The organism is Halomonas sp. TP35, from assembly GCF_052375975.1.
GTDB classification, from domain to species: domain Bacteria; phylum Pseudomonadota; class Gammaproteobacteria; order Pseudomonadales; family Halomonadaceae; genus Vreelandella; species Vreelandella citrativorans.
Window position 1 is genome coordinate 57057 of the sequence record NZ_JBQSUZ010000003.1, and the last position, 24669, is coordinate 81725.

Consider the following 24669-nt stretch of genomic DNA (forward strand, 5'->3'; position numbering starts at 1 on the left):
CCATCACCACCGTAAACCTTTTTAATTTTCTTAGTTGACATAGCAAACACTTCGTCGCTAGAGTCTTGTCAACTTTTTATATAAATATGGTTTACCAATGATCGCAACTGCTGCTCCGCGCAATGACTGGACGCTCGAAGAAATCAACGCCCTGTTTGCCCTGCCGTTTAACGATTTACTGTTCCAGGCCCAGCAGGTGCACCGAGCGCATTTCGACCCTAACGCGGTCCAGGTATCAACCTTGCTGTCGATTAAAACCGGTGCCTGCCCCGAAGACTGTAAGTACTGCCCGCAATCGGGCCACTACACCACACAGCTTGAAAAAGAGAAGTTGTTGGAAATCGAAAAGGTGGTGGAACAGGCCCAAGCCGCTAAGCACGCTGGCGCCAGCCGTTTCTGCATGGGCGCAGCCTGGCGCAGCCCCCGGGACAAGGATCTGCTCGTTGTTGAAGAGATGGTCCGCCAGGTAAAGGCGCTGGGGCTTGAAACCTGCATGACGTTGGGCATGGTCAACGACCAACAGGCTAACCGTTTGGCAGCCGCCGGGCTGGATTACTACAACCACAACCTGGACACGTCTCCCGACTACTACGGCGAAATCATCACCACGCGCACCTACAGTGACCGCTTGGAAACGCTGGCGACCGTTCGTGAGGCGGGTATGAAGGTCTGCTCTGGCGGCATTTTGGGCATGGGGGAAGGTGCTCAGGATAGAAGCGCCCTGCTGCAACAACTGGCCAAACTCAGCCCGCACCCGGAATCGGTGCCGATTAACATGCTGGTCAAAGTGCCCGGCACGCCACTTGAGAACGTGGAAGACCTCGACCCGCTGGAGTTTATCCGCGCCATTGCCGTAGCGCGCATCATGATGCCCCAAAGCCATGTGCGGCTTTCCGCCGGGCGCGAGCAGATGAGCGAATCCACCCAAGCGCTGGCGTTTCTGGCCGGTGCCAACTCCATCTTCTACGGCGACAAGCTGCTAACGACCAGCAACCCCCAGGCCGACCGCGACCGCGCCCTGTTTGCCAAGCTAGGCCTGCATCCAGAAACGCGCGAAACCTGTGAAAGCGAGGCCGCGCAAAGTGAGCGCTTGGCTCAGCAGCAGCTTAACCAGCGCGCCGCTGAGCTTGCGGTGGATGCCAGTGTCTGAGGCGTGGCATCAACGTCTGGCCAATGCGCGGGCGGTTCGTCAGCACGCCCGGCAGTGGCGCACTCGGCGTACCCGACAGCCACACCTGGTGAACTTCGCAGACAATGACTATCTTGGCCTGGCAAAAGACCCTCGCGTTCAGGCTGCCCAGGCCGAAGGCGCTCGCCGATTTGGCGCCGGGGCCAGCGCATCGCACCTGGTGAACGGCCACCACGCGCTTCACGATGACCTGGAAGAAGCCCTGGCAGCCTGGACAGGCCGCGAGCGAGCAGTGCTGTTCTCCACCGGCTATATGGCAAACCTGGGCGTGCTACAGGCGCTTGCCGATACCCACACGGCCATTTTTCACGACCGGCTCAATCATGCCTCACTGCTGGATGGAAGTGCGCTGAGCGGCGCCCGCTCGCGGCGCTACCACCATAACGATAGTGACGACTTAAGCCGCCTGCTGGCGCGCAGCCGCTGTACCCACAAGCTGGTGGTTAGCGACGGTGTCTTTAGCATGGATGGCGATGTGGCCGATATTGAAGCGCTGGTGCGGGTAAGCCAACAGCATGATGCCTGGCTAATGATTGATGATGCCCACGGCCTTGGCGTTATAGGCAATAACGGCAGCGGCTGTGTGGGCACACGCTGGGGAAGTGACCAGGTGCCGATTCTGGTCGGTACACTGGGCAAGGCGCTGGGCACTGCCGGCGCGTTTGTTGCAGGCGATGCACAGTTGATCGACCATCTGACCCAGTTCGCCAGAAGCTATATCTACACCACCGCACAGCCGCCCGGTGTTAGCGCCGCAACGCTGGAAGCGCTTGCGATTGTCCAGCGCGAACCCGAGCACCGCCTGCGCCTTGCGCGTCATATAGACTACTTTCGTGAAGAGGCTCTACGGCTGAACCTGCCGCTGGGTGAATCGCGCACGCCCATTCAACCGCTGTACCTGGGAGGCGAGTCGCGCGTGCTGCAGTGGGCCGAACAGCTGTATCAAGCGGGAATTGACGTTGGCGCAATTCGTCCACCCACCGTGCCCAGGGATGAGTCTCGCCTGCGCATTACGCTCAGTGCTCGCCATTCGCGTCGTGATATCGACCGGCTTCTCGAAACGCTGGCGGCCTGCCACTTGGAGGCATTATGACGCGCTTGGTACTGCTTTCAGGCTGGGGAATTGACCGGCGCATCTGGCGGCCGTTACACCCTTACTGGCCCGCCAATGTCGAGGTCGCCGCCGTTGATTGGCCTGGTTACGGCAAGGCGCCTGCACTGCCTGCCAACGCCTCCCTGAGTGAGCTTGCCACGGCCATGACAAGTCGTCTGCCCAGCGATGCGGTTTGGGTCGGATGGTCGCTGGGCGGCCTGCTGGCGACTGCGCTGCTTGATTATCTTCCTGCGCCACAAGGGCTACTACTGCTGGGAGCAGGTGCCAGGTTCTGCACGCCGGATAGCGCGACGTCAGCAGCGCTTGCCGACTTCCAGGCCATCTTTGCGCACCGTGGCGATGCCGCGTGGCGCCACTTTCTACGCTGGCAGGCTCAAGGAGAGCCCGCACCGTATCAGGTTCACTCACAGCTGCGCACCCTGCTTGGCAGTACGCCCCCGGCAGACCGTACCACGCTTTCTGCAGGCCTTCACTGGCTGGCCACGCTGGATAATCGTCGACGCCTGAATACGTCGCCATGCCCGGTGGTTCATCTAGTGGGCGAGCATGACCCGCTGATCAGCGCTATTGAGTGCCAGCGGACGCTAACACTTGAACACGGCGGCCACTGCCCAATGCTCTCGCAGCCAGCGCGTTTGGCGTCACTGCTCGCCGCTCAAGCCGCTGCGCTATCTGCCAGGGAGATGGCATGAATTCGACACCCTCTCAGTTACGGCGGCCCAGCGCCGACTGGCAGGCCCGAGTGGCGCACGCTTTCTCCCGGGCAGCACCGCAGTACGATGCGCTGGCCAGCGCCCAACGCCATATCGGTGAAACGCTATGGCACGACTTGCCACCTGAGTCTAACCATATACTCGACCTGGGCTGCGGTACTGGCTATTGGTCGCAGCGGCTGGCCAAGCGCTACCCCCACGGCCACGTCACGGGGCTGGACATTGCGCCGGGCATGCTGGAGCACGCTCGCTCACGCCACGGCGACCACATTGCCTGGCAATCAGGCAGTGCCGAGTCGTTGCCCATCCCTCGCCACCTATTCGACCTGGTGTTTTCCAACCTGGCCATTCAGTGGTGCCGCGACACATTGGCCGTCATGCAGTCGCTGTATCGAGTGCTGGCACCAGGTGGCCTGGCGTACATCAGTACGCTATTACCCGGCACGTTGGTTGAAGTGGCTTTCGCCTGGCAACGCTCAAGCGCGCTGCTAACGACTCCCTCCTACAGCGTAGTTAACGATGCTATTCACAAAAGCGGTCTGCGCTGCACTCACCAGGCGCCCCGTGTGGAAACCTTCTTTTATTCTGATATCAAGGCCGTTATGGCTTCCATCAAGGGCGTTGGCGCACAAGTGGCCAGGCCCAGCGCCATACTCACCCGAGCGGACCTGGCCGCGGCTGCCACGCGCTTTGAGCAGCTTCGTAAGCGCCAAGGGCTTCCAGTCAGCTATCACTGCCTGACCCTGCAGCTGGAGAAACCCCGATGAAGCGCTTTTTTGTTACCGGCACCGACACCGATGCGGGCAAAACGCTGATTGGAAGCGCGCTTCTTTATGCCGCCCGATGCCAGCAGTTGAGTACCTTAGGGCTTAAACCCATCGCCTCTGGCAGCTCGCTAACGACGAAAGGACTGCGCAATAGCGATGCGCTGGCACTGCAGCAGCAGTGTGAACCGCCGGTTGACTACGCCACGGTTAACCCGATGGCCTTTGAGCCTGCGATAGCACCTCACCTGGCCGCACAGGAGGCAGGCCAGATGCTAAGCGTGTCTCAGGTTGCCCACTGGCTGCGCGACACCCTTGGCCAGACGCCCAGGGCGTTCACTTTGATTGAGGGTGCGGGTGGCTGGCGCGTGCCGATCAACGCACAGGAGGATTTTGCCGACATCGCCATCGCGCTGAGGCTGCCGGTGATCCTGGTGGTTGGTTTAAAGCTCGGCTGCCTGAACCATGCCCGCTTAGCGGCTGATGCCATTCGCGCCGACGGTCTGACGCTTGCGGGCTGGGCAGGCAGCGTGATTGACCCCGCCTTTGCGGCGGATACTACCCGTTTCACGGCCAACATGGCCCACCTTAACGCCAGGCTGGCAGCGCCCTGCCTGGGCATTGTGCCGCATTTGACAACGCCCGATGCGGCCACCGCCCACCGCTATCTCTCGTTGGAGGCATTATGAACTCGCCAGTCTGGCCCCCCTACGCACACCTTAAAACCCAACCGCCCGCCCCCAAGGTGGTCGGCGGTAGCGGCGCCTATTTTGAGCTGGAAAGCGGCGAGCGCCTGCTGGATGCTACCTGCTCCTGGTGGTGCATGATTCACGGTTACGGCCATCCGCGCCTGGTGGCGGCTATTCGCGAGCAGGCGGAAACACTCTGCCATGTGATGCTCGGCGGGCTCACCCATGACCCCGCCGACCGGTTGGCGCGTGAGCTGGTACGCATCACTCCCGACGGGCTTAATCACGTCTTCTACTCTGACAGCGGCTCGGTAGGCATGGAGGTGGCGATGAAAATGGCGCTGCAGTACCAAGTGCTCACTGGACAGCCGAAAAAGCGCAAAATGCTCTCGCTAATGAAGGCCTATCACGGAGACACCACGGGTTGCATGGCCGTGTGCGACCCAGAGGAAGGCATGCACAGCTTGTTTTCAAGTCTGCTGCCCCAGCACCATTTTGCGCCTTCGCCAACCGCTCCTTTTAACGCAACGCAAGCGCAGGTAGCCGCCGATTTAGATGTGCTAGGCGAAGTACTTGAGCGTCATCATCATGACATTGCTGCGCTGCTGATGGAGCCGCTGTTGCAGGCCGCTGGAGGGCTGAACATGACCTCCCCGGATTATTTGCGCGGCGCCCGTGCCCTGTGTGACGCATTTAACGTGGTGCTGATCTTTGATGAGGTTGCCACGGGGTTTGGCCGCACCGGCAAACTATTTGCCGCCGATCACGCCCACGTTACCCCGGATATCATGGTGCTTTCCAAAGGGCTAACTGGCGGCTATTTGGGCCACGCCGCCACGCTTGCGACCGACCGCATTCACGACGCCTTTATCGGTGACAGCGCACACCACGCCTTTATGCACGGCCCAACGTTTATGGGCAACCCCTTGGCGTGCCGGGTAGCGCTGGAAAGCCTGGCGGTATTTGAAGAAGAAAACTATCTTGGCAAAATAGCGCTCTTAAACCGGTTACTGTGCCGCGCCTTGCTGGAGGATCAAGCACTCATGGCGCACCCAGAGGTTGCCGATGTGCGCGTACTGGGTGCCACGGCCGTTATTGAAGCGCACTCGGAAACAGCGTTAACAGGCGTTGCCACGTTTGCCCGCGAGCAGGGTGTTTGGCTACGCCCGATTGGGCGCTGGCTCTATACCATGCCCGCCTATATTACCTCTGAGCAACAGATAGCCCACATTACCGAGGTCATGAAGGCCTGGTTTCTGAAATCGTCATCCTGTTTGTCAGGCTAAAGCGCTAAGGCAGTGTTAGCGCGCCTTCTCTTTTCCAGCGCTCCACCAGCACGGGCACACCTTCCCCGGCAGTAGCATTAATCGCCAGTACGCCGGGCGGGCTTAAGGCATCGGCATCCGGGTCAACCAATGCGCAGGGCGTGTCGTAGTCGATATACGAGAGCAGTGAGGCGGCGGGCATCACCGCAAGCGAGGTTCCGACAACCAGCAAAAAATCCGCTTGGCTGGCTAGTTCGCAGGCCTCTTCAAACAGCGGCACGGCCTCGCCAAACCAGACCACGTCAGGACGCAGCTGGCTGCCCTTATCGCACAGATCACCCAATGCAATACCGCCCTTAACGAGCGGATAGCGCATGCGCTCATCCGCGCTGGAGCGGGCATTTAAAATTTCGCCATGCAAGTGGATCACATCGCTGGAACCTGCTCGCTCATGTAGATCATCAATATTTTGAGTGATAACGGTGACCTTGAACCCCGCCTGCTCCAGGCTTGCCAGCGCCCTGTGCGCGGCATTGGGCTGGGCACTGCGGATCTGCTCTCGGCGCTGATCATAAAATGTCAGTACACGTTGGGGGTCGCGCTGCCAGCCTTGCGGCGTTGCCACCTCTTCCACAGGGTGGTCTTCCCATAAGCCATCGCTAGCACGAAAGGTCTTGATACCGCTTTCCGCGCTAATGCCCGAGCCGGTAAATACCACCAGATGGCGCGCTGTCGTCATGATTACCTCGCTGCTTTACCGCGGTTACTGTTCAGCATCTACAAAGCGCTGCTCGTTCCCATAAGGGTACACGTCAATGATACGGCCATCGACAATGGCCTGCTGCAGGCCCTGCCAGTAGCGGACCTCAAACAGCTCCGGGTGAAGCTGTTTAAACACCCGCAGCCGCTCCGGGTTGGCAAACATGAACGGGCCAAACTCCTCGGGAAAGATATCGTTCGGGCCAATGGAGAAGCTTTCATTTCCACCGCTCAGGTAATCGTCACCACTCGAGGCCGGGATAGCGCGAAAGTGGCACTCGGTGAGGTAACACACCTCATCGTAGTCGTAAAAAATCACCCGCCCCTGGCGCGTAACGCCAAAGTTTTTGAGCAGCATATCGCCTGGGAAAATATTGGCGGCGGCCATCTGCTTTATGGCATCGCCATAGTCTCTGAGCACCGCTAACTGTGCCTCATCGTCACACTGCTCCAAGTAGATATTCAGTGGCGTCATCATGCGCTCGGTATAACAGTGTTTGATGACGACTTTCTCGCCTTTCAGCGATACTGTAGAGGGGGCAACTTCCAACAGGTGAGCCAAGCATTCCGGGGCGAAGTGGTCGTTATGTACGGTGAAGTTAGAAAATTCCTGAGTATCGGCCATGCGGCCTACCCGGTCGTGGCGCTTCACCAAATGATACTTTTCGCGCACGATGTCAGGTGTCACGTCCTTGGCAGGGTCGAACTCGTCTTTAATGATCTTGAATACCGTACGCGCACTTGGCAGTACAAACACGGCCATCACCATCCCGCGTACGCCGGGGGCGATAATAAACACGTCCTCACGCTTGGCGACCTGCTGATTAAGCGCGCGAAAGAACTCGGTTTTGCCATGTTTAAAAAAGCCAATGGCCGCGTAAAGCTCACCGGCTGGCTTATGGGGCATTAAGCGCTGCAGGTAACTCACACACTCATTCGGCACCGCGACATCCACCTGAAAATACGCCCGGCTGAACGAGAAAATAATGGCTACATCGTCAGGCGTAATCAGTACGGTATCCAGATGAAGCTGGGGGACATCCTCAGTGTTCTGCTCGGTATGCTCTTGATGGCGTACCGGCAAGACCAGCGGCACCTGGTCGCCGCCGCCGGTGATTCGTCCCACCAGGTATGCCCCTTTATTGCGGTAAAAAACGCTGTGAAGAAGCTCTATAGCGGCGTCCTTTGCCTGCCATATAGTGCCTGGCAACATTTTGTTTAATAGCGCGGCCCCCAAGCGGGTATCTCGTGCAATATCGGCAAACGGGTTGTGCAAGGCAGCGCCTTCCAGTGCCCAGCGCAGGGCCGCCTGCCAATCCCCATCAATTGAACGGCGTCGACACAGCTCAATACCTGAACGTTGCGCGGCCTCCTTTCGTGAGCTGATAACAAACATCCACTCATTGCGAATATGGCGATGCTTGAAAATGGCGCAAAAGAGCGAGTTAAAAAAGGTTTCGGCCAGTTCAACATCCAGCCGCGGACTAATTAGTTTGGCATAGTGGCTACGCGCTTCACGCCAGACCTCGCGATGGGCTAATAACCCATTTGAAAACGTACGCTTGAGACGTTCAACCGCGTCATCCACCTTCTGCTGATAGAGATTAATCCGCGCAATGGACGCTTGCTGACTCTCCCGCCAGGCACCTTCTTGAAAGCGGCGCTGAGCGTCCAGGGTAATGGCTTTAAAGCGGGTTCGGTACGCTTCAAAGCCATGCAAAATGGTCGCGGCCAAGCGATAGGCAGGCGTGGTGTTCACAAGCGGGACTCTTGTCGCTTTTTAATCAGCCTATAGGATGAAAAGCCATGAAGCCATTCAGCAAAGGCGCTTTATTGAAGGAGCGGGTAGCCTCTTCACGTCGTGCGGTATAAGCGCTAATCAGCGACCAAAAAGTTTTTCGTTGCGCCCGAGGCGGCTGCGTTGTCTTCAAGTACTTTGTCTTCAAGTACGCTGTCTTCACTGCGATCTTTTAATTTAACGCCCGATATTTTCAGCTCGCGGGCTTCTTTAAGCAGTAAAAATAGCCGCCGGGCCGCCTCCGCCATGTTCAGGCCCGCAGGGCGCACGTTGGAAATGCAGTTGCGCCGGTCATCCTTAAGCCCCGGCTCGGGCGCCCAGGTCATGTAAAGCCCGAGGCTATCCGGCGAGCTAAGCCCGGGCCGCTCACCAATCATCACCAGTACCGCATCGGCATTGAGCAGCGCGCCAATTTCATCACCAATCGCCACCCGACCTTGCTCGACGATAGCGAGCAGCGCTAACTGCCACTCAGCGTTGTCCTGCTCAAACTGCTGATACAGCGCTTTTAAAAATGGCTGGCTGTTCTGCTGAACTGCCAAGGCAGAAAGCCCATCGACGATCACCACGGCCAGATCGGCGCGTGATGGCGAAGTTTGGGCATATTGTAAGCGCTCCCTCGAATCATCATTCAACCGGCGGCCAACATCGGGGCGCTGGAGATACATAGCGCGATCCTCCACTTGGCTGTGCAAGCGAAGCGGCTCATGTTCAAGCGCAAAAGCCTTTTGCAACTGCTGGGCCAACGCCTCGACATCCAGCGGGGCATGCACCGCATCCTGCGCCTGAGCGTGGGCCAATTGAAACTCAAGCAGCTTACCGGTAGGCAGGCTGACGCCCGCCCGGCCCAAGCCAATACGCGCATCGGTAAATGCACGCAGCCGTTCCCAAGGGTTCTCTACAACAATAGGCGTTGGGTTAGACGTCATGGCGCGGCTCCCTGGGCAGGTGGCGCAGGCTGTTGGCGAACGCGGCGGGCACTTGGTCGTTTAGCCGGTACGTATTTACATCGCTGAAAATCTGCATCTCCGCCAGCCAGCGTTCAAACTCCGGCGCGGCTTTTAGCCCAAGCACGCGGCGGGCGTAGAGCGCATCGTGAAACGAGGTGGTCTGGTAATTGAGCATAATGTCGTCAGACCCCGGTATGCCCATCACGAAATTGCAGCCCGCCACGCCCAAGAGGGTTAGCAGGTTGTCCATATCGTTCTGGTCGGCTTCAGCATGGTTGGTGTAGCAAACATCACAACCCATGGGCACGCCCAAAAGCTTGCCACAGAAGTGATCCTCAAGCCCGGCCCGGGTGATCTCTTTACCATCGAACAAGTACTCGGGGCCGATAAACCCCACCACCGTATTGACCAACAGTGGGCTGAATTTACGCGCCACCGCGTAGGCACGCGCCTCGCAGGTCTGCTGGTCAAGCCCATGATGAGCATCCGCGGAGAGTGAACTGCCCTGGCCGGTTTCAAAGTACATGACGTTGCGCCCCACTGTGCCCCGATTAAGCGACTGGGCTGCCGCCTCGGCTTCGGCCAGCGTGTTTAAATCAAACCCGAAGCTTCGGTTGGTGGCTTCGGTACCGCCAATCGACTGAAACACCAGGTCCACCGGGGCGCCCTGCTCAATGGCTTCCAACGTATTGGTGACGTGGGTCAGTACACAGGACTGGGTGGGAATCTGGTACTTCTGAATCACGTCATCCATTAAGCGCATCAGCTTAACGCTTTGAGCCACGTTATCGGTGGCCGGATTAATTCCGATTACCGCGTCGCCGCTACCATAAAGCAGCCCATCCAGAATACTCGCCGCAATACCGGTGGCATCGTCCGTCGGGTGGTTGGGCTGTAGCCGGGTGGAAAGCCGCCCGGGCAGGCCGATGGTATTACGAAAAGCCGTGGTAACTCGGCACTTTCTGCCCACCAGAATCAGATCCTGATTGCGCATCAGTTTACTGACCGCCGCGGCCATTTCCGGCGTAATGCCTGGGCGAACGGCGGTGAGCACTTCTGAAGTTGCTTGATCCGAGAGTAGCCAGTTACGAAAATCCCCTACCGTTAAATGCCGAAGGGGCGCAAAGGCCTCGGCGTCATGGTCATCGATAATCAGCCGGGTGATTTCATCGTGTTCGTAGGGGATCAGTGCGTCATTCAAGAAAGTGGTCAACGGCAGTTCCGCCAGCACCATCTGTGCCACCACGCGCTCCTCCGCACTGTCGGCGATCACACCCGCTAAACGATCGCCCGAGCGCGCTGGGGTCGCTTTGGCCATCAGTTCGGCCAGGCTTTTAAAGCGGTAGTGGTGGCTACCTACCGTCGTTTGAAAGGTCTGGGCCATGGTGTTTACCTGCCGCGCGTTGGATATTCTGAGTTCACCATAGCGCTTTTGAGATCGTTACGCCCAATGCATTTCCCTCCACCTTCTTCCGCCTTCAAGGTAATAACTAGCTGCTCCAAACAGTGTGCCTTAAACGCCAAATGTGCTGCGCAGCTACTGGCCTACTCAATACAAGCGCTGAGATTTTTCCTGGCTGAATCAACGCGCGCTTTCTAATCGCTCCCAAATTGTTATATTATTACATAACACAAACCCATTTAGAGGCATGCTAGCAATGACTGCGTTTTCTCCCCTGCCCGTTACCGTGCTGTCGGGCTTTCTGGGTGCCGGTAAAACCACCGTGCTCAATCATATTTTGGCCAACCGTGAAGGCCTTCGTGTGGCGGTGATTGTGAACGATATGAGCGAGGTGAACATTGACGCCGCGCTGGTGCGCGGTGGCCCGGGCGAGCCAACGCTTGAGAGCGAAGTAGCGCTTAATCGCTCAGAAGAACGCCTTGTTGAGATGAGCAATGGGTGCATTTGCTGCACGCTGCGCGAAGACCTGCTTATAGAGGTCAACCAGTTGGCCAAGGAAGGAAAATTCGATTATCTGGTGATTGAGTCGACCGGCATCTCCGAACCCTTGCCAGTGGCTGAAACGTTTACCTTTGAGGATGAGGACGGCCAAAGCCTCTCCCATATCGCCCGGTTGGATACGCTGGTAACGGTCGTCGATGGTGCCAACTTTCTTGCCCAATACCGTGAAGCACAAAGCCTGGCGGAAGCAGGAGAAAGTCTCGGCGAAGAGGATGAACGCAACGTTGCCGACCTGCTGGTTGATCAGATCGAGTTCTGCGATGTATTGCTGATTAGTAAAACGGATTTAATCAGCGAAAAAGAGCTGGAGGCGCTGAAAGCCATTTTGCACTCCCTCAACCCCGATGCCGAACTGGTCCCTATTCGCCAAGGCGGCGTGCCGCTTAATAAAGTGCTAAATACCGGCAGATTTGACTTTGAGCGCGCTCAACAGGCGCCGGGCTGGTTAAAAGAGATGCGTGGCGAGCACGTACCCGAAACCGAAGAGTACGGCATCGGAAGCTTTGCTTATCACGCCCGCCGCCCATTTCACCCAGCCAAATTTCACGATCTGCTGCATTCCGAATGGTTTGGAGAGGGTTTATTGCGCTCGAAAGGTTTTTTCTGGCTGGCCACCCGCCCCCAGTGGGCCGGGCAGTGGAGCCAGGCAGGCGGCATTGCCCATCATGGCATGGCCGGTATGTTCTGGAAGTCGGTTCCTGAAGAGCGCTGGCCAACAGACCCGGAGTACCGCCAGTTCATCACCGAGAAGTGGGAAGAGCCATTTGGGGATATGCGCCAGGAACTGGTGTTTATCGGCCAAGGTCTGGATAAAGCCCGCATGCGTGACGCACTGGATGCCTGCTTACTCAGCGAAGGTGAGCTACTGGAAGGCATAGAGATGTGGAAAACGCTGCCTGACCCCTTCCCCGCGTGGGAATAAATCTGCTTGCAAGCGCCAAGGCCTCAGGTATCGACCTGAGGCCTTTTCTATTGCGCTTATTGTCAGCGTTTTTAGACGCTTCGGGGCTTTCTGGAAGCCGCCCAGCGAAGCGCATCAATAATCGCAATAATGATCAAGCTGCCGCCCAATACCGGTAAGGCGAACCCTAAAAGCGTTAGGATGGCGAGCAGGCCCAACTGAGCGGGCACGCCCAGCATGATAAACAGCGCGGTCATGGTTTGTGCCTTATTCACCGTGGTGTTTTTAACGCGCTGCCACCACATCCGATAACCCCACACAATAAGAAACACCAGGGCCGCTGCAAATAGCGCCAGCACCAGCTGGTTAAGCAGGCCAAACAGTACGCCCATATGTAAATCAATACCCCAGCGCGTTAGCTTTGCCGCCAAGGGAAACGTTGAAAAATCTGTTTGCTCAAGAATACGCATATCGCTTGGGTTCAATGCGACCTGGTCTACCTGAGTAGGCCAGCGGCGGTCAATTTCAGTCACACGCCACGCTCGGCCTTCGCTGGCAGGCGGTTCTAGCTGAATTCTACCTGCCAGTAGTCCTGCGCCCCTGGCTGCCGCAAGCGCCTGGTCGAATCCTTCCGGGCTTACAAAATCTCCGGCTTCGGGGGCGCTGCTCACACCATGGTCGGCATGCATGTCGTGATGGGCATGGGAATCATGGCTCACTGCATCCCCTGGCGCGGGAAGCACGGTCGATACGCTCGGCGTACCCCAGCCCCACTCCTGTCTTAATTCGCCAATATTGCCACCGGCCCATTGCGACCAGGTAAGCCCCGTGGCTGAGAAAAACAGCAGCCCAACGAGCGCAAAAACACCGACGGTTGCGTGCAAGCGTCGTGCCGCCATACGCGGGCTTGGGCTTTTAAGCGATTTACGTCGCGCTAACCAAAGCACCAGGCCCAGCAGCGCAATGATCCATAGCCATGACGCCGCTAGTTCGCTATACAAGCGCCCTACATCGCCTAGCAACAAGCCACGGTGAAACTGATCAAGCGCCGTGCGAAACGGCAATATTCCGCTGGTGCCATAAACGGTCATGTCGCCTTTCACTTCAAGCGTTGCCGGGTCTATAAAAATAGCCCGATGCTCGGAAGGTCCAAGCACTGGGTCGGCAAACATAACACGCGTAGTGCTGTACACATCCGGTGCGGGGCGAACCACGGCGGGTAGCGTGTCCTGGCCTACCACCCACTGCGCCGTTTCAATTTGCCGGGCCAGCGGCTGCGGTGCGCTCTGGGTACTTACCGTTAAGGCATCCCGGTAAAGCCACGATTCCACCGAAGGTGTTAAAACGTAGACAATACCGCTTAAGGCAGCCACCAGGATAAAGGGACCTACCAGGAGCCCCACATAAAAGTGCATCCGCATTAATAGCGCAAAGAGAATTTTTCCACTTCGCCCAGACCGTGCTGGGTCAGCTTTATTGGATGACATACTTATCGTTCCCTAAAAGACATTGAACAACGTTATTTCTCGACATGACGTATATAAAAAGGGTTATTGATCTTTAAAAAAGTTAACGATTAAAACGCTACAAACATCTTTTTAAATCATTCATACAAAGTATGCGGCTATAGGTCGCATAAGGCTCAGCGATTTAAGGAATCTACCGTTAACGGATAATTTTATGGTTACTCAGTACCGGACTGGTACAATCACGCTTCTTGTTAACCCCGTGAGGGCTGAATTTGATGCCACTGTCTCGCTCAGCACGCTTACCCTACTATCGCGCTACATTAGCGATGGCGTGGGTAGCCATGTGCCTGTTATTTGCGGGGCCGCTCATTTCTCAGTTCCAGGCCAGTCATCACGACCATGGCCACCATGCTCACAGCCAGCTCCATAACCACAGCAACAGTCATAACCACAATGCGGATGCTGAGCATCATCACTCTACGGATGAACACGCCGAACACCCTGTAGCGCATTCCCCACCCGATACGGCTACTGGCCGCGCGCTTTCCAGCACGTTGTCAGACTGGCACAACCAGTGTGGCTACTGTGAGCTGTGGCAACACAGCCCGTCGCTCTCTATTGCGTTACCCGCCCTTGCCCACGAAGCCTTCGTTGCGTTGGGCGGCGCATTTCTTACGTTCCAGACCGGTGCGTTCATTCAGTATAACTATCCGCATGCGTTAACTCGCGGGCCGCCTTCTTTTATCGTCGAGCATTTAAAAACATCTACGCGAACAGTGTTAATAGTAACGCGTAAAAGCAAAAAAGAAATAGGGTTGTTAGGCTTTTTAAAAGCATAACAAGGCCCGACTTTAGTGCGTCTTAATATTTAAAAAATACGACGAATATCTTTTAAGCTCATCCCTTAACAACAAGACAGCTCGATACTTACTGCTATACGTTAAAACTATTAATAGCTTTGCTACTCTTTTTAATCAGCATCCGGCTTACTCATTTGTATCATCATCACACTTGAGCCAGCACATCCAAGAAGGTGCTCAGGAACGCAAAAACGGGGTGCCATTAGGCACCCCGGTGGCGATTTTTATGAAAGCGGTATTACTTAAGGAATGATGCGCTCTGCGCGTAAGCGGGTGAACAGATCAAAAAACGCGCCGCGGGTTTCACGGAAGTGATCAAAGCCGAAATCGCGTGACTTGGTCACATCGTTGACGCACTCAAGCTCACGCCCAAGGTCGGCATCGGAGTGCCACCAGGAAGCCAGCTTGGTCACATCGGCTTCCATCAGGTCATGCTTCTCAGCAATGTCGGCCCAGACCGGCGCGCTATCGGCCATTTGTGTTTCCAGAGGCAGTGGCGTTTCCGGGCAGTCGGCCACCTCCAGCTCGAAGAACTCGCCTATTTCACGCCACATCCGGCGCCAGCGGAAAACGTCACCGTTAACGGTGTTGAACGCTTCGTTATGTGCCCCCGGGGTGGTGGCTGCCCACTCCAGTTGGCGTGCCAGCACCAGCGCATCAGTCAGGTCGGTCAGTGCATTCCACTGAGCCTGCGAGCCTGGAAAGGTAAACGGCTGGCCGGTTGCCTTGCAGATGGAGGCGTAAACTGCCAGCGTTACGCCCATGTTCATGGCGTTACCCAGGGCATAGCCGATCACGGTATGCGGGCGGTGCACATTCCAGCTGAAACCGTCACGCTCGGCGGCGGCGAACAGGGTGTCTTCAAGGGCGTAGTAGAAGTTTTCGCCGGGTACGCGCGGCGCGGATTCACGAAATGGCGTTTCAGTCTTGCCGCTGCCGTAGCTCTCAAAAGAGCCCAGGTACTGCTTGGTGCCGGTTACCAGCGAGACATGCTTAATTTTCGCGCCCTGCAAGGCATCCAGCAGGTTCTGCATCATCGCGCCGTTGGCCTCGACGTTGGCCTTTTCACTATCGCGCTTGATCCAGGTGCAGTAAAACACGTGCGTGATGGGTAAATCTGCCAGGGCTTTCTCGGTGGCCTCGCGATCCAGTAGATCAGCAGTAACAGGGATAATGCCGGTCTGGGTAGTGGGACGGCGTGACAAACCATAAACGGTCCAGCCACTAGCATTGAGATAGCTTGCCAGGTTACCGCCAGTAATACCGGTAGCACCTACTATAAGAGCATTGCCTTTACGCATTATCGACTCCTTATCCAAACGAGGTAACTCGTTGCCATCAAAATTGCTTTGAAAGAGTTAGCTCTGAGAAACACTCTGAAAACGACGAACGCTGTGTTCGTATCGGTTATGGCTTATTCTGGACAGCAACCAGAGTTGCTACAATTGGAAAAATCGCAAATCTTTATTGCTTTAGGCGCAACCTAATGGATCTCAATGCATTACGCGTTTTCGAGCGCGTTGCCGCGACCGGCAGCTTTACCGCCACGGCTCGTCATTTTCATCGAGCTGTGTCGTCTATCTCGCGCCAAATTGCGTCTCTAGAGGAGTCGTTGGGTCAGCAACTGCTCTACCGGCACACGCGGGCAGTGACGCTGACCGAAGCCGGTGAGCGCTACTATCAAGACGTGCGAGGCATCCTTGAACAGCTCGACCTGGCGACCGAAGCGCTGACAGCGCCAAATGCCGAGCCTTCCGGTGTGCTGCGCTTAAACGCGCCGGTCGCCTTTGGTCAGCGTCAAATCATGCCAATTCTGCATCGCTTTCAGCAGCGCTACCCGGCGGTCAACGTCGAGTTAATGTTGACCGATCAATTAACCGACCCGGTACGCGAGGGCATCGATATCACGTTTCGCGTTGGCGAACTGGCCGACACCACGCTGGTGGCACGCCGTTTAGCCCCGATGAATTACGTGGTGGCCGCCGCGCCGAGCTACTTGCAACACGCAGGCACGCCGAATACGCCCGATGACCTGAGCCAGCACAACTGCTTGCTTTACCAGGGCGAAATGGGCCGCCAGCGTTGGTATTTCCACCATCCCGAGCAGCCGCAGCCCATTACCTGCAAAGTCGATGGCCCTCTTTATAGCAACGATGCCGGAAGCCTGGTGCAAGCAGCGCTCATGGGTCAGGGTTTCGTCATGTTTCCTACCTGGTTAATCGCCGATGAATTGGCTTCAAAAAAACTGCTACCCGTACTTGAAGAGTGGCGCTGCGAGGTCGCCCCCGGCAGGCGCGATATTCATGTACTGTACGCGCAGCGTCGCCTGCATACGCGAAAGGTAAGTGCCTTTTTGGATCATCTGTTTGAAATGGTTGGGCCAGCTCCCGCGTGGGATAACTGGCGTGAAAGCCGCCTGCCCGATGAACGTACTTAGTGGCAACACTTAGCGAATGTACGTAGCGAAAATACGTACCGTTGAACCAAGCGATTTTTACACTTTTTGATGAATAGCTAATTTAGCCATTTATCTATATAACTACGCCCACTCTCTTATACGAGTCCCCTTTGATGTTTCACTTCATCGTTGCCATACCCTGCCTGATGGTTATTGCCCGTTTCCTGGCACCGCTGCGTTGGCCGTTATGGGTCAAGATTGCCCTCAGCGCGTTACTGCTTCTCGTTTCACAGCACCACCTGCTGACGTTTTTGGCCTTTGGCAGTATGTTTTCCCCCGAGGTACCCAGAAGCATGGTGCTAATGATCAACTGGCTGTTCGGCACCCTCCTTTTTCTGGCGGTGTTACAACTCATCGTTGATGCGGTAACGCTTCTCTTAATGGCAGCAAAAAGGCGGCGACTCAAGATCCCCGCCTCTTTGCGTTATGCGATTGGGATCATCGCGCTGGGCATCGCGGCCTTTGGGGTCAACCAGGCAGTGCGCGTACCGCCCATGAAGGAGGTTGAAGTAACCATTACCGGGCTGCCCACGCAGTTTGACGGGTATCAAATAATTCATTTAACCGACCTGCATATCAGCCGGTTATTTGAGGCGCCATGGGTTAACGCGGTGGTCACCAAAACCAACGCCTTGGCACCTGATTTAATCGTGATTACCGGCGACCTGATCGACGGCGACCTCGAAACCCGACGGATGGATGTAGCACCGCTTCAAGCACTTTCGGCGCCGGATGGCGTTTATGCAAGCCCCGGCAACCACGAATATTACTTTGGGTACGAGCAGTGGATGGCGCATTACCAATCACTTGGTATGCAGACGCTGGCCAATCAACATGCTGTGATCACACGAGACGGTGCCCACCTGGTGCTTGCTGGCATCACCGATTTACGAGCACCGCGTACCGGCTGGCCCGCGCCGGATGTAGACGAAGCAATCGCTGACGCCCCCACTAGCGCGCCGATTATCCTGCTTGACCACCAGCCGTTTGATGCCGCTAGGGCAGCTGCCACCGGGGTTGATTTGCAGCTTTCCGGCCACACCCACGGCGGTATGATTTGGGGGTTTGATCGTATTGTGGCCTTGGCCAATAACGGTTTTGTCTCAGGCTTTTACGATGTTGACGGAATGACGCTTTACGTCAATAACGGCACCGGGCTCTGGCCTGGCTTTGCGCTGCGCTTAGGCAAGCCTTCAGAACTCACCCGCATTACGCTGCGCCAGGGTTAAGACACCACTCTGCCCACTGCCTCACCTCAGGGTAGGCGCGCTGTTCGAATACGCCAAAGCCATCAAGGCTGCGCGCCTTGAGCGGCGTAAACACCGGCATACTCAGGCCGCACAAAAAATGGGCTAGCCGCTGGCGGTTGGGAGGCTGGCCTGTTTGCGCCGTATGGCGCTCGATAAAGGGCGCGGCGTAACGGCTGAAATCGGCGTCTGCCAGTGCCGGTAAAGACGGCGCAGCGGGCAACTGAACGCTATGCCCATAGCAGACCGAGCAGTGCCCACAACGGCTATCGTCGCTTGCGCTTAACGTTGTGTCGCCAAAGTGCTCGGTTAAACGCCGGGTCAGGCATGTATCGGACTCAAAGAGCGCCAGCATGGCCTGCAGCCGCTCGATCTCGCTCCGCTCGCGCGCTAAACACTCGTCATATAGCTGGCTCGCCAGCCCCTCAAGGCTGAATTCCGGCTGACGGACGTCATACACGTCGGTCATTCGTTTGCCTTCCAGCGTCAGCCAGCCTTTATCCTGAAAGTACTCAAGGGCGGTAATCACGCGAGCGCGGGAGGCATCGACCTGTTGCGCCTGCCCTGCCGACTGCAGCCGCTCGAAATCCACACTCCCCCAGGTGCGGGCGATGGGGATATTATCGACCAGCAGGCGGACAAAGGCCGCCCGTTCACCCTGAAAGCGTGCAACCAGCGCCTCTGGTTCAGTGTGATAACGCAACCGGTATTCCGCCAGAAAGGCGAAGCGCGGTGCAATAATGCCGTGCATTTCCAGCCGTACCAGCAGGGTTTTCAACGGCAGCAGGCGAATATTGGTATCGCGCGACAGCACATTGAGCAGCACTTCCCACTGGCGGTCAGGCGTCGCACCGGCGGCGGCGATCTCCTCAAGCAAGCGCACAATGCCCACGTATTCCGGCGTATCGCCGTACACAAAGTTTTCCAGCACACGCAAGCCATCACGCCCTGCCATAGTCAGGCAGGTGGAAGGCAGGCCATCGCGTCCTGCCCGGCCGATCTCCTGGCTATAGTTCTCGATGGATTTGGGCAGGTCAAAATGCACGACGTTGCGAATATTGCCTTTGTCGATGCCCATGCCAAACGCGATGGTGGCTACAATACACGGCGACTCCCCACTCATAAATTGGCGCTGAATCTCATCTCGTCGCACTGAATCCAGCCCCGCGTGATACGCCTGAGCGTTGATTCCTTGGGCAGCCAAGGCGCTGGCCACTTGTTCAGCAGTTTGCTGCAAGGTGACATAAATGATGCTGGGCGCTTCATTGCCCGGCTGCATTTGAGGCTTTAGCCAATCGATCAAATGTTGCTGACGGTTACCCGCTACTGGGTGCACCAGTAATTCAAGATTGGGCCGATAGAAGCCTGTGGTAATCACATTATTTGGATCAATGGAGAATTTCTCGCCCATATCGGCGATCACCGCAGGCGTGGCCGTGGCGGTCAGCAGCAACACTTGAGGGATTGCGAACTCGCGCTGGTACTCGGGTAACTTGAGATAGTCCGGGCGAAAGTTATGTCCCCATTCAGACAAGCAGTGGGCTTCATCGACCACTAACAGCGAAATATTTACCTGACGCAGAAAATTCCGGAAACGCTCGTTCTTGAGCCGCTCCACCGACACCATGAGAATCTTCAACTCGCCGCTTCTGGCGCGCTCCATCACATCACGCACGGTGTCGCGGTCCTGAGTGGAATCAATAGTGGCCGCCGCCACGCCGTGGCGGGTTAAAAAGGCGAGCTGATCCTGCATCAGTGCTAAAAGCGGTGACACCACCAGCGTTAAATGGGGTAGATGCAGCGCAGGCAACTGATAACACAGTGACTTCCCCGCACCTGTGGCGAAGATAGCCGCCGTGGAGTGCCCCTTTAACACCCGGGAGACTACGGCCTGCTGGCCGCCGCGAAAGTCGTCAAAACCGAATACGTCTTTCAGGGTTTGTTGCGGCGTCGGTGAGGACATATAGCTTCCTGATGGTGACGTACTGGAATAAGCGGTGACTTTTCAGCCTGAATTAGCCATCTGACCTGCTCAAAGAGCGCTCTAAAACGCCTTCTCAAGCGCAAAGCGCGGCTGGGTCTGGCCCTCTTTAGTAACAGTCTCCATAAACATTTCAAGCGGGCGCACCCACAAACCGTACTCCCCATAAAGGGCGCGGTAGGCCACTAGTGGCTCTTCGGTTTCGCTGTGGTGGGCGGTGCCAACCACTTCGTAAAGTGCGCCTTTATAGTGGCGGTAAATACCGGGAACGGGGGCGGTCATTGGCTTTCCTTCTGAGTGGCTGGCTGGTTGGCTTTTTTAGCCAGGCGTTCGAGCACTTTAGAGGCTGCGACAAAGCCGAACGTGCCGGTGACGAACGTGGCGGCGCCAAAACCGGAGGCGCAGTCCAGGCGGGTGGCGTCACCGCTGCCGGGCTTTTGCAGGCACACTTCACCGTCGCTACCGGGATACACCAGTTGCTCGTCGGAGTAGACACACTCGACCGAGAAGCGCCGCTTGGGGTTGCGCGAGAAGTTGTAATCCCGGCGCAGGCGCGAGCGCACTTTGGATAACAGCGGGTCGTGCTCAGTACGGGTTAAGTCGGCCACTTGAATACGTGTGGGGTCGGTTTGCCCACCGGCGGCACCGGTCACGGTAATCGGGATTTTACGCCGCTTGCACCAGGCAATCAGCGCGGCCTTGGCGATAACACTGTCGATAGCGTCCACTACGTGGTCGGCGTCCTCGGGAATGCGCTCGGCCAGGTTCGTGGGCGTGATAAATGCGGTGTCAGCGACAATGTCGATTTCCGGCGCAATCAGGCGACAGCGTTCAGCCAGCACCTCTACCTTGGGCTGGCCGATGGTGCCGTCCAGCGCGTGCAGCTGACGGTTGATGTTGGAGACACACACATCGTCCAGGTCGATCAAGGTAAGCTTACCGATACCTGAACGCGCCAGCGCCTCCACCGACCAGCTACCTACGCCACCTACGCCCACCACCACCACATGCGCATGGCGAAACGCGGTGGCCGCGCGCTGCCCATAAAGGCGTCGAATACCGCCAAAACGGAACTCATAGTCGTTAGAAGCATGGTCGTTAGAAGCATAATCGTTAAAAGCCGTGCCAGCAGAGGCTGGCTCAGCACTTGCCGGGGTAACCGGTGGAAGTGAAGGCGTAGTAGACATGGCAAGCTCTTTTTAAAGCATTTGAAGGGCAGAGGGCGCAGTCAGCGGCGGTGTCCGCACGCTGTCCAACGGCAGGTGGCCTGCCCAGCCTAAATGATGGAACAAGGCGGTCATGGTGTCATCCAGGGCACAGGTTAGCGCAACCCGTTTAGCCAGCACGGGGTGATCAAAGGCTAAATGCGTGGCCGCTAGCAACAAGCGTGGCGCATTCAGTTGGTCGGCAAAAAAACGATTATGGACGCTTTTACCGTGCTTGGCATCACCAATAATGGGGTAACCGCGCCGCGATAAATGGCGGCGAATTTGGTGGCGACGCCCAGTGAGTGGGCGCGCTTCCACAAGCGAATAACGGGCTACTGGATAGCGGTCAACCTGAACGGGAAGCTCGACACTGTCCAGGCGGCGTATATCGGTCATGGCGGGCATCGCAGGCATTTCTGCTTTAGGCCGCAAGCCATCCTCTTCACGTAGCGGATAGTCCAGACGCGCCTCATCAGGTGCTTTGCCACGCACCACCGCCAAGTAGCGCTTTTCGACCTGACGTTCACTAAACGCTTCGCTTAAAAGCCCGGCGACAGTCGAGGAGAGGGCAAACACAATAACGCCCGACGTTGGCCGGTCCAGCCGGTGCACGGGATAAACGCGTTTGCCTATCTGGTCACGCAGTTGCTGCAATAAAAACTGCGTTTCACCCCGTGCCAGCGCCGAGCGGTGTACTAAAAGCCCGGAGGGCTTATGCACGGCGACAAGGTGCTCATCCTGATAGAGGATTCTAAGCGGCAACATAGCACTTCCTGGGTAAAAACGAGGCGCTATTGTCGCGGCTGGACAGGCAGATGTCATCCGTGAAGTTATGTTAAAGCTAGCCAGCCAGCGTTGGCAACATGGGGACTCGGCAACTACCTTGTAAAGGCACCCCTTCGGGGGCTTCCACGGAACAGGAAAGGAGAACGAACGATGCGTTATTCAGCTCCGCTCACCGGTGTCGCCGCAGCCCTGCTACTGGCCACTACCGCTAGTGCTCAGACAAATGAGAGCGAATCGCTTGAAGTGAATATGCACGAGGTAACATCCGAAGGCGTAAACGATGCACTCGGTACCGTGACGGTTGAAAGCTCCGAATTCGGGGGAGTGGTATTGACGCCTTCCATTACCGGTCTAGAGCCGGGTATTTATGGCTTTCATCTGCATGAAAACCCCAGTTGCGAACCGGCCGAAAACGATGACGGCGAAATGACCGCTGCTCAAGCCGCCGGCGGTCACTACGACCCGGACAATACCGATACCCATCAGGGTCCTTATGGCGAAGGCCACTTGGGTGACCTGCCGGTACTGACCGTCAACGAAGATGGAGAAGCGAACCTGCCCGTGCTGGCACCTCGGCTTAGCATGGACGACATAACAGACCGCGCCCTGATTATTCATGAGGGCGGCGACACGTATGAAGACGAGCCACACTTGGGTGGCGGTGGTGCGCGCATGCTCTGCGGTGTGACACCTTCATAAAGCGCTTACGTTACGCAAGAAGATGACCGGGCAGCCTAAGGCTGCCCGTTTTCATATTGATGTGTGCCATGACGCTCAGTGGGCCACTAAAGTCTTAAAGCGGTTTGCTTAACGACACTGTACATTCTGCCAACTAATCAGCGCCCTAGCTGATTTTTCATCTGTCGTCTTTCACTATCCCCTGACCACTGAGTGCCCAACATGATTACCTTTATCGTCTCGATACTGCTGTTAATCGTGGGTTATTTTACCTACGGTAAATTCGTTGAACGGGTCTTTGTCACTGATCGCAAGCGTCAAACGCCTGCCTATAGTATGCGTGACAACATCGACTACGTACCGATGAACACAACGCGTAACTCGCTTATCCAACTACTTAATATTGCCGGTGTCGGGCCCATTTTTGGCCCTATTCTTGGCGCACTTTACGGTCCGGTCGCCTTCGTTTGGATCGTGATTGGGTGTATTTTTGCCGGTGCGGTGCATGATTATCTAACGGGCATGATCTCGATTCGCAACCACGGCGCTCACCTGCCTCAACTGGCGGGCAAGTTCCTGGGTAAAGTCATGAAGCACGTGGTTAATGGCTTTGCGATTTTACTACTGCTGCTGGTGGGTACCGTATTTGTCACCTCCCCCGCCGCGCTGCTGGACAATATGACGCCGATATCACTTACCCTGATTATTATGGCGATTTTTGTCTACTACCTGATTGCGACACTGCTACCGATTGATAAGGTGATCGGCCGCATCTACCCCTACTTTGGTGCGCTGTTACTGTTCAGCGCGGCGGGTATCGGCATTGGCATGATCGTGACGGGCGCACCGATTCCTGAGCTTTCGTTCCAGAATATGCATCCGGAAGGCGCACCTATCTTCCCGTTACTGTTTTTAACGATTTCTTGCGGCGCGCTTTCGGGCTTTCATGCCACCCAAACGCCCATTATTTCGCGCACAACGGAAAACGAAACCAGCGGGCGCAAAATCTTTTACGGCATGATGATTACCGAAGGCATTATCGCCATGATCTGGGCAGCAGCAGCCATGAGCCTGTTCCACGGTGACCAAAGCCTTTCTGACGTATTGGCGGCAGGCGGCCCTGCGGCCGTGGTAAGCGAAGTGTCCACTACTATGCTTGGCGCCGTAGGCGGCACGCTAGCGATACTGGGCGTTATCGTTCTTCCGATCACCTCTGGCGACACCGCGTTTCGTAGCGCACGCATGATCATTGCCGACTACCTGAAAATTGATCAACGCCCGATCGTTAAGCGTCTGCTGATTGCCGTACCTCTGTTTGTCGTGTCGTACGCACTCACCCACATGGACTTCACGCTACTGTGGCGCTACTTCTCTTGGGCAAACCAGACCACCGCCGTGATTGCGCTATGGGTCGCCACGATGTATCTGGTGCTATCGCGCAAACCGTACCTGATTACGTCAATTCCGGCGGTCTTCATGACCATGGCCACCTTTACCTATATCGCCTATGCGCCCATTGGTTTTGGCCTGTCGCTGCAGGTGAGCTATGTGGTGGCGGCAATGGGTACGCTGGTGTGCATCGCCCTGTTTATGAAGCGTGTACGTCGTTTGAGCCGCGCGACCTTTACGGTTGATGAGCCTGCCACTAATTTTAGCGAAGACGTTCTCGCGACCTCCTCCAAATAAATCCATACCCCGGGCAGCCTGCTGCCCGGCAAGCATTAAGCGCTGCACCGTCAGCGCTTTTTTTGCGCCTATCTTTTTGTCATCTCTGCTACATTTTTCATCACTCCCGCGCCTGCTCTTTCTATTACTTTCTTCTTCTGCCCCTGGATTTTATTACGGCATATTGTCGACCCCATAGAAAACGTTATATC

22 protein-coding genes are annotated in these 24669 nt (G+C 56.5%); 12 read left to right on the forward strand and 10 right to left on the reverse strand.

Going from position 1 to position 24669, the window contains the following annotated elements:
• Nucleotides 1-97: 97 nt before the first annotated feature.
• From bioB to bioA, 6 genes are read left to right on the forward strand one after another with little or no spacing between them, the layout of a single operon-like run.
• A complete protein-coding gene (gene bioB, locus ACT3RU_RS05565) occupies nt 98-1150 on the forward strand; it encodes a biotin synthase BioB (protein ID WP_192527149.1) in 1053 nt (350 codons plus the stop codon).
• Entirely contained in the window at nt 1137-2282 is a 1146-nt protein-coding gene (gene bioF / locus ACT3RU_RS05570) for an 8-amino-7-oxononanoate synthase (protein ID WP_192527150.1), read from the forward strand. Before bioB ends, bioF begins: the two co-directional genes overlap by 14 nt.
• Nucleotides 2279-2995, forward strand: coding sequence for an alpha/beta fold hydrolase (locus ACT3RU_RS05575; protein ID WP_192527151.1), 717 nt, complete (start codon nt 2279-2281; stop codon nt 2993-2995). The genes bioF and ACT3RU_RS05575 overlap by 4 nt, the downstream gene beginning before the upstream one ends.
• Entirely contained in the window at nt 2992-3783 is a 792-nt protein-coding gene (locus ACT3RU_RS05580) for a methyltransferase domain-containing protein (RefSeq protein ID WP_192527152.1), read from the forward strand. The genes ACT3RU_RS05575 and ACT3RU_RS05580 overlap by 4 nt, the downstream gene beginning before the upstream one ends.
• Nucleotides 3780-4469 carry a dethiobiotin synthase gene (bioD, locus tag ACT3RU_RS05585; protein ID WP_192527153.1) on the forward strand — a complete coding sequence of 230 codons (690 nt, stop codon included), beginning with the start codon at nt 3780-3782 and terminating at the stop codon, nt 4467-4469. Before ACT3RU_RS05580 ends, bioD begins: the two co-directional genes overlap by 4 nt.
• A complete protein-coding gene (gene bioA / locus ACT3RU_RS05590; protein ID WP_192527154.1) occupies nt 4466-5755 on the forward strand; it encodes an adenosylmethionine--8-amino-7-oxononanoate transaminase in 1290 nt (429 codons plus the stop codon). Before bioD ends, bioA begins: the two co-directional genes overlap by 4 nt.
• A gap of 4 nt (nt 5756-5759) precedes the next feature.
• Here the strand turns inward: bioA and ACT3RU_RS05595 are convergent, their stop codons facing one another.
• The 4 genes from ACT3RU_RS05595 to ACT3RU_RS05610 all read right to left on the reverse strand — a co-directional run bounded on the left by ACT3RU_RS05595 (nt 5760) and on the right by ACT3RU_RS05610 (nt 10625).
• Nucleotides 5760-6473, reverse strand: a complete 714-nt coding sequence (locus ACT3RU_RS05595) for an SIR2 family NAD-dependent protein deacylase (protein ID WP_192527155.1) — start codon at nt 6471-6473, stop codon at nt 5760-5762.
• Between the two features lie 24 nt (nt 6474-6497).
• On the reverse strand, nt 6498-8252 hold the full coding sequence (gene aceK / locus ACT3RU_RS05600; RefSeq protein WP_192527156.1) for a bifunctional isocitrate dehydrogenase kinase/phosphatase: 1755 nt from the start codon (nt 8250-8252) through the stop codon (nt 6498-6500).
• Between the two features lie 116 nt (nt 8253-8368).
• On the reverse strand, nt 8369-9220 hold the full coding sequence (gene eutC / locus ACT3RU_RS05605) for an ethanolamine ammonia-lyase subunit EutC (protein ID WP_192527157.1): 852 nt from the start codon (nt 9218-9220) through the stop codon (nt 8369-8371).
• Nucleotides 9210-10625 (reverse strand): ethanolamine ammonia-lyase subunit EutB, encoded by a 1416-nt coding sequence (locus tag ACT3RU_RS05610; protein WP_192527158.1) that lies wholly within the window; start codon nt 10623-10625, stop codon nt 9210-9212. The genes eutC and ACT3RU_RS05610 overlap by 11 nt, the downstream gene beginning before the upstream one ends.
• 274 nt (nt 10626-10899) lie before the next feature.
• On the opposite strand from ACT3RU_RS05610, the gene zigA reads away from it, so the two are divergent.
• Entirely contained in the window at nt 10900-12126 is a 1227-nt protein-coding gene (gene zigA / locus ACT3RU_RS05615; RefSeq protein ID WP_192527159.1) for a zinc metallochaperone GTPase ZigA, read from the forward strand.
• Between the two features lie 71 nt (nt 12127-12197).
• Here zigA and ACT3RU_RS05620 read toward each other — a convergent pair whose 3' ends face one another.
• Entirely contained in the window at nt 12198-13592 is a 1395-nt protein-coding gene (locus ACT3RU_RS05620) for a PepSY-associated TM helix domain-containing protein (RefSeq protein WP_192527160.1), read from the reverse strand.
• A 257-nt stretch (nt 13593-13849) separates the two neighbouring features.
• Here ACT3RU_RS05620 and ACT3RU_RS05625 point away from each other — a divergent pair, with 257 nt between their 5' ends.
• Entirely contained in the window at nt 13850-14413 is a 564-nt protein-coding gene (locus ACT3RU_RS05625) for a DUF2946 domain-containing protein (protein ID WP_192527161.1), read from the forward strand.
• A gap of 263 nt (nt 14414-14676) precedes the next feature.
• Here the strand turns inward: ACT3RU_RS05625 and ACT3RU_RS05630 are convergent, their stop codons facing one another.
• Nucleotides 14677-15735, reverse strand: a complete 1059-nt coding sequence (locus ACT3RU_RS05630; protein WP_192527162.1) for an SDR family oxidoreductase — start codon at nt 15733-15735, stop codon at nt 14677-14679.
• A 185-nt stretch (nt 15736-15920) separates the two neighbouring features.
• Here ACT3RU_RS05630 and ACT3RU_RS05635 point away from each other — a divergent pair, with 185 nt between their 5' ends.
• Together ACT3RU_RS05635 and ACT3RU_RS05640 are read left to right on the forward strand one after the other, a co-directional pair.
• Nucleotides 15921-16871 carry a LysR family transcriptional regulator gene (locus ACT3RU_RS05635; RefSeq protein ID WP_087106478.1) on the forward strand — a complete coding sequence of 317 codons (951 nt, stop codon included), beginning with the start codon at nt 15921-15923 and terminating at the stop codon, nt 16869-16871.
• Nucleotides 16872-17005: 134 nt separating this feature from the next.
• Nucleotides 17006-18121, forward strand: a complete 1116-nt coding sequence (locus ACT3RU_RS05640) for a metallophosphoesterase (protein ID WP_192527163.1) — start codon at nt 17006-17008, stop codon at nt 18119-18121.
• On the opposite strand, the gene ACT3RU_RS05645 is transcribed toward ACT3RU_RS05640, so the two are convergent.
• The 4 genes from ACT3RU_RS05645 to ACT3RU_RS05660 form a co-directional block, all read right to left on the reverse strand.
• Nucleotides 18102-20102 carry a RecQ family ATP-dependent DNA helicase gene (locus ACT3RU_RS05645; RefSeq protein WP_192527164.1) on the reverse strand — a complete coding sequence of 667 codons (2001 nt, stop codon included), beginning with the start codon at nt 20100-20102 and terminating at the stop codon, nt 18102-18104. The genes ACT3RU_RS05640 and ACT3RU_RS05645 overlap by 20 nt on opposite strands.
• A gap of 81 nt (nt 20103-20183) precedes the next feature.
• Entirely contained in the window at nt 20184-20402 is a 219-nt protein-coding gene (locus tag ACT3RU_RS05650) for a DUF1653 domain-containing protein (RefSeq protein ID WP_087109909.1), read from the reverse strand.
• Nucleotides 20399-21307, reverse strand: a complete 909-nt coding sequence (gene tcdA, locus ACT3RU_RS05655; protein WP_192527165.1) for a tRNA cyclic N6-threonylcarbamoyladenosine(37) synthase TcdA — start codon at nt 21305-21307, stop codon at nt 20399-20401. The genes ACT3RU_RS05650 and tcdA overlap by 4 nt, the downstream gene beginning before the upstream one ends.
• A gap of 12 nt (nt 21308-21319) precedes the next feature.
• On the reverse strand, nt 21320-22093 hold the full coding sequence (locus ACT3RU_RS05660; protein WP_192527166.1) for a pseudouridine synthase: 774 nt from the start codon (nt 22091-22093) through the stop codon (nt 21320-21322).
• Nucleotides 22094-22264: 171 nt separating this feature from the next.
• On the opposite strand from ACT3RU_RS05660, the gene sodC reads away from it, so the two are divergent.
• Together sodC and ACT3RU_RS05670 are read left to right on the forward strand one after the other, a co-directional pair.
• Nucleotides 22265-22813: a superoxide dismutase family protein gene (gene sodC / locus ACT3RU_RS05665; protein ID WP_192527167.1), complete on the forward strand. Its 549-nt coding sequence runs from the start codon at nt 22265-22267 to the stop codon at nt 22811-22813.
• Between the two features lie 201 nt (nt 22814-23014).
• Nucleotides 23015-24478 (forward strand): carbon starvation CstA family protein, encoded by a 1464-nt coding sequence (locus ACT3RU_RS05670; RefSeq protein WP_192527168.1) that lies wholly within the window; start codon nt 23015-23017, stop codon nt 24476-24478.
• Nucleotides 24479-24669: the final 191 nt, after the last annotated feature.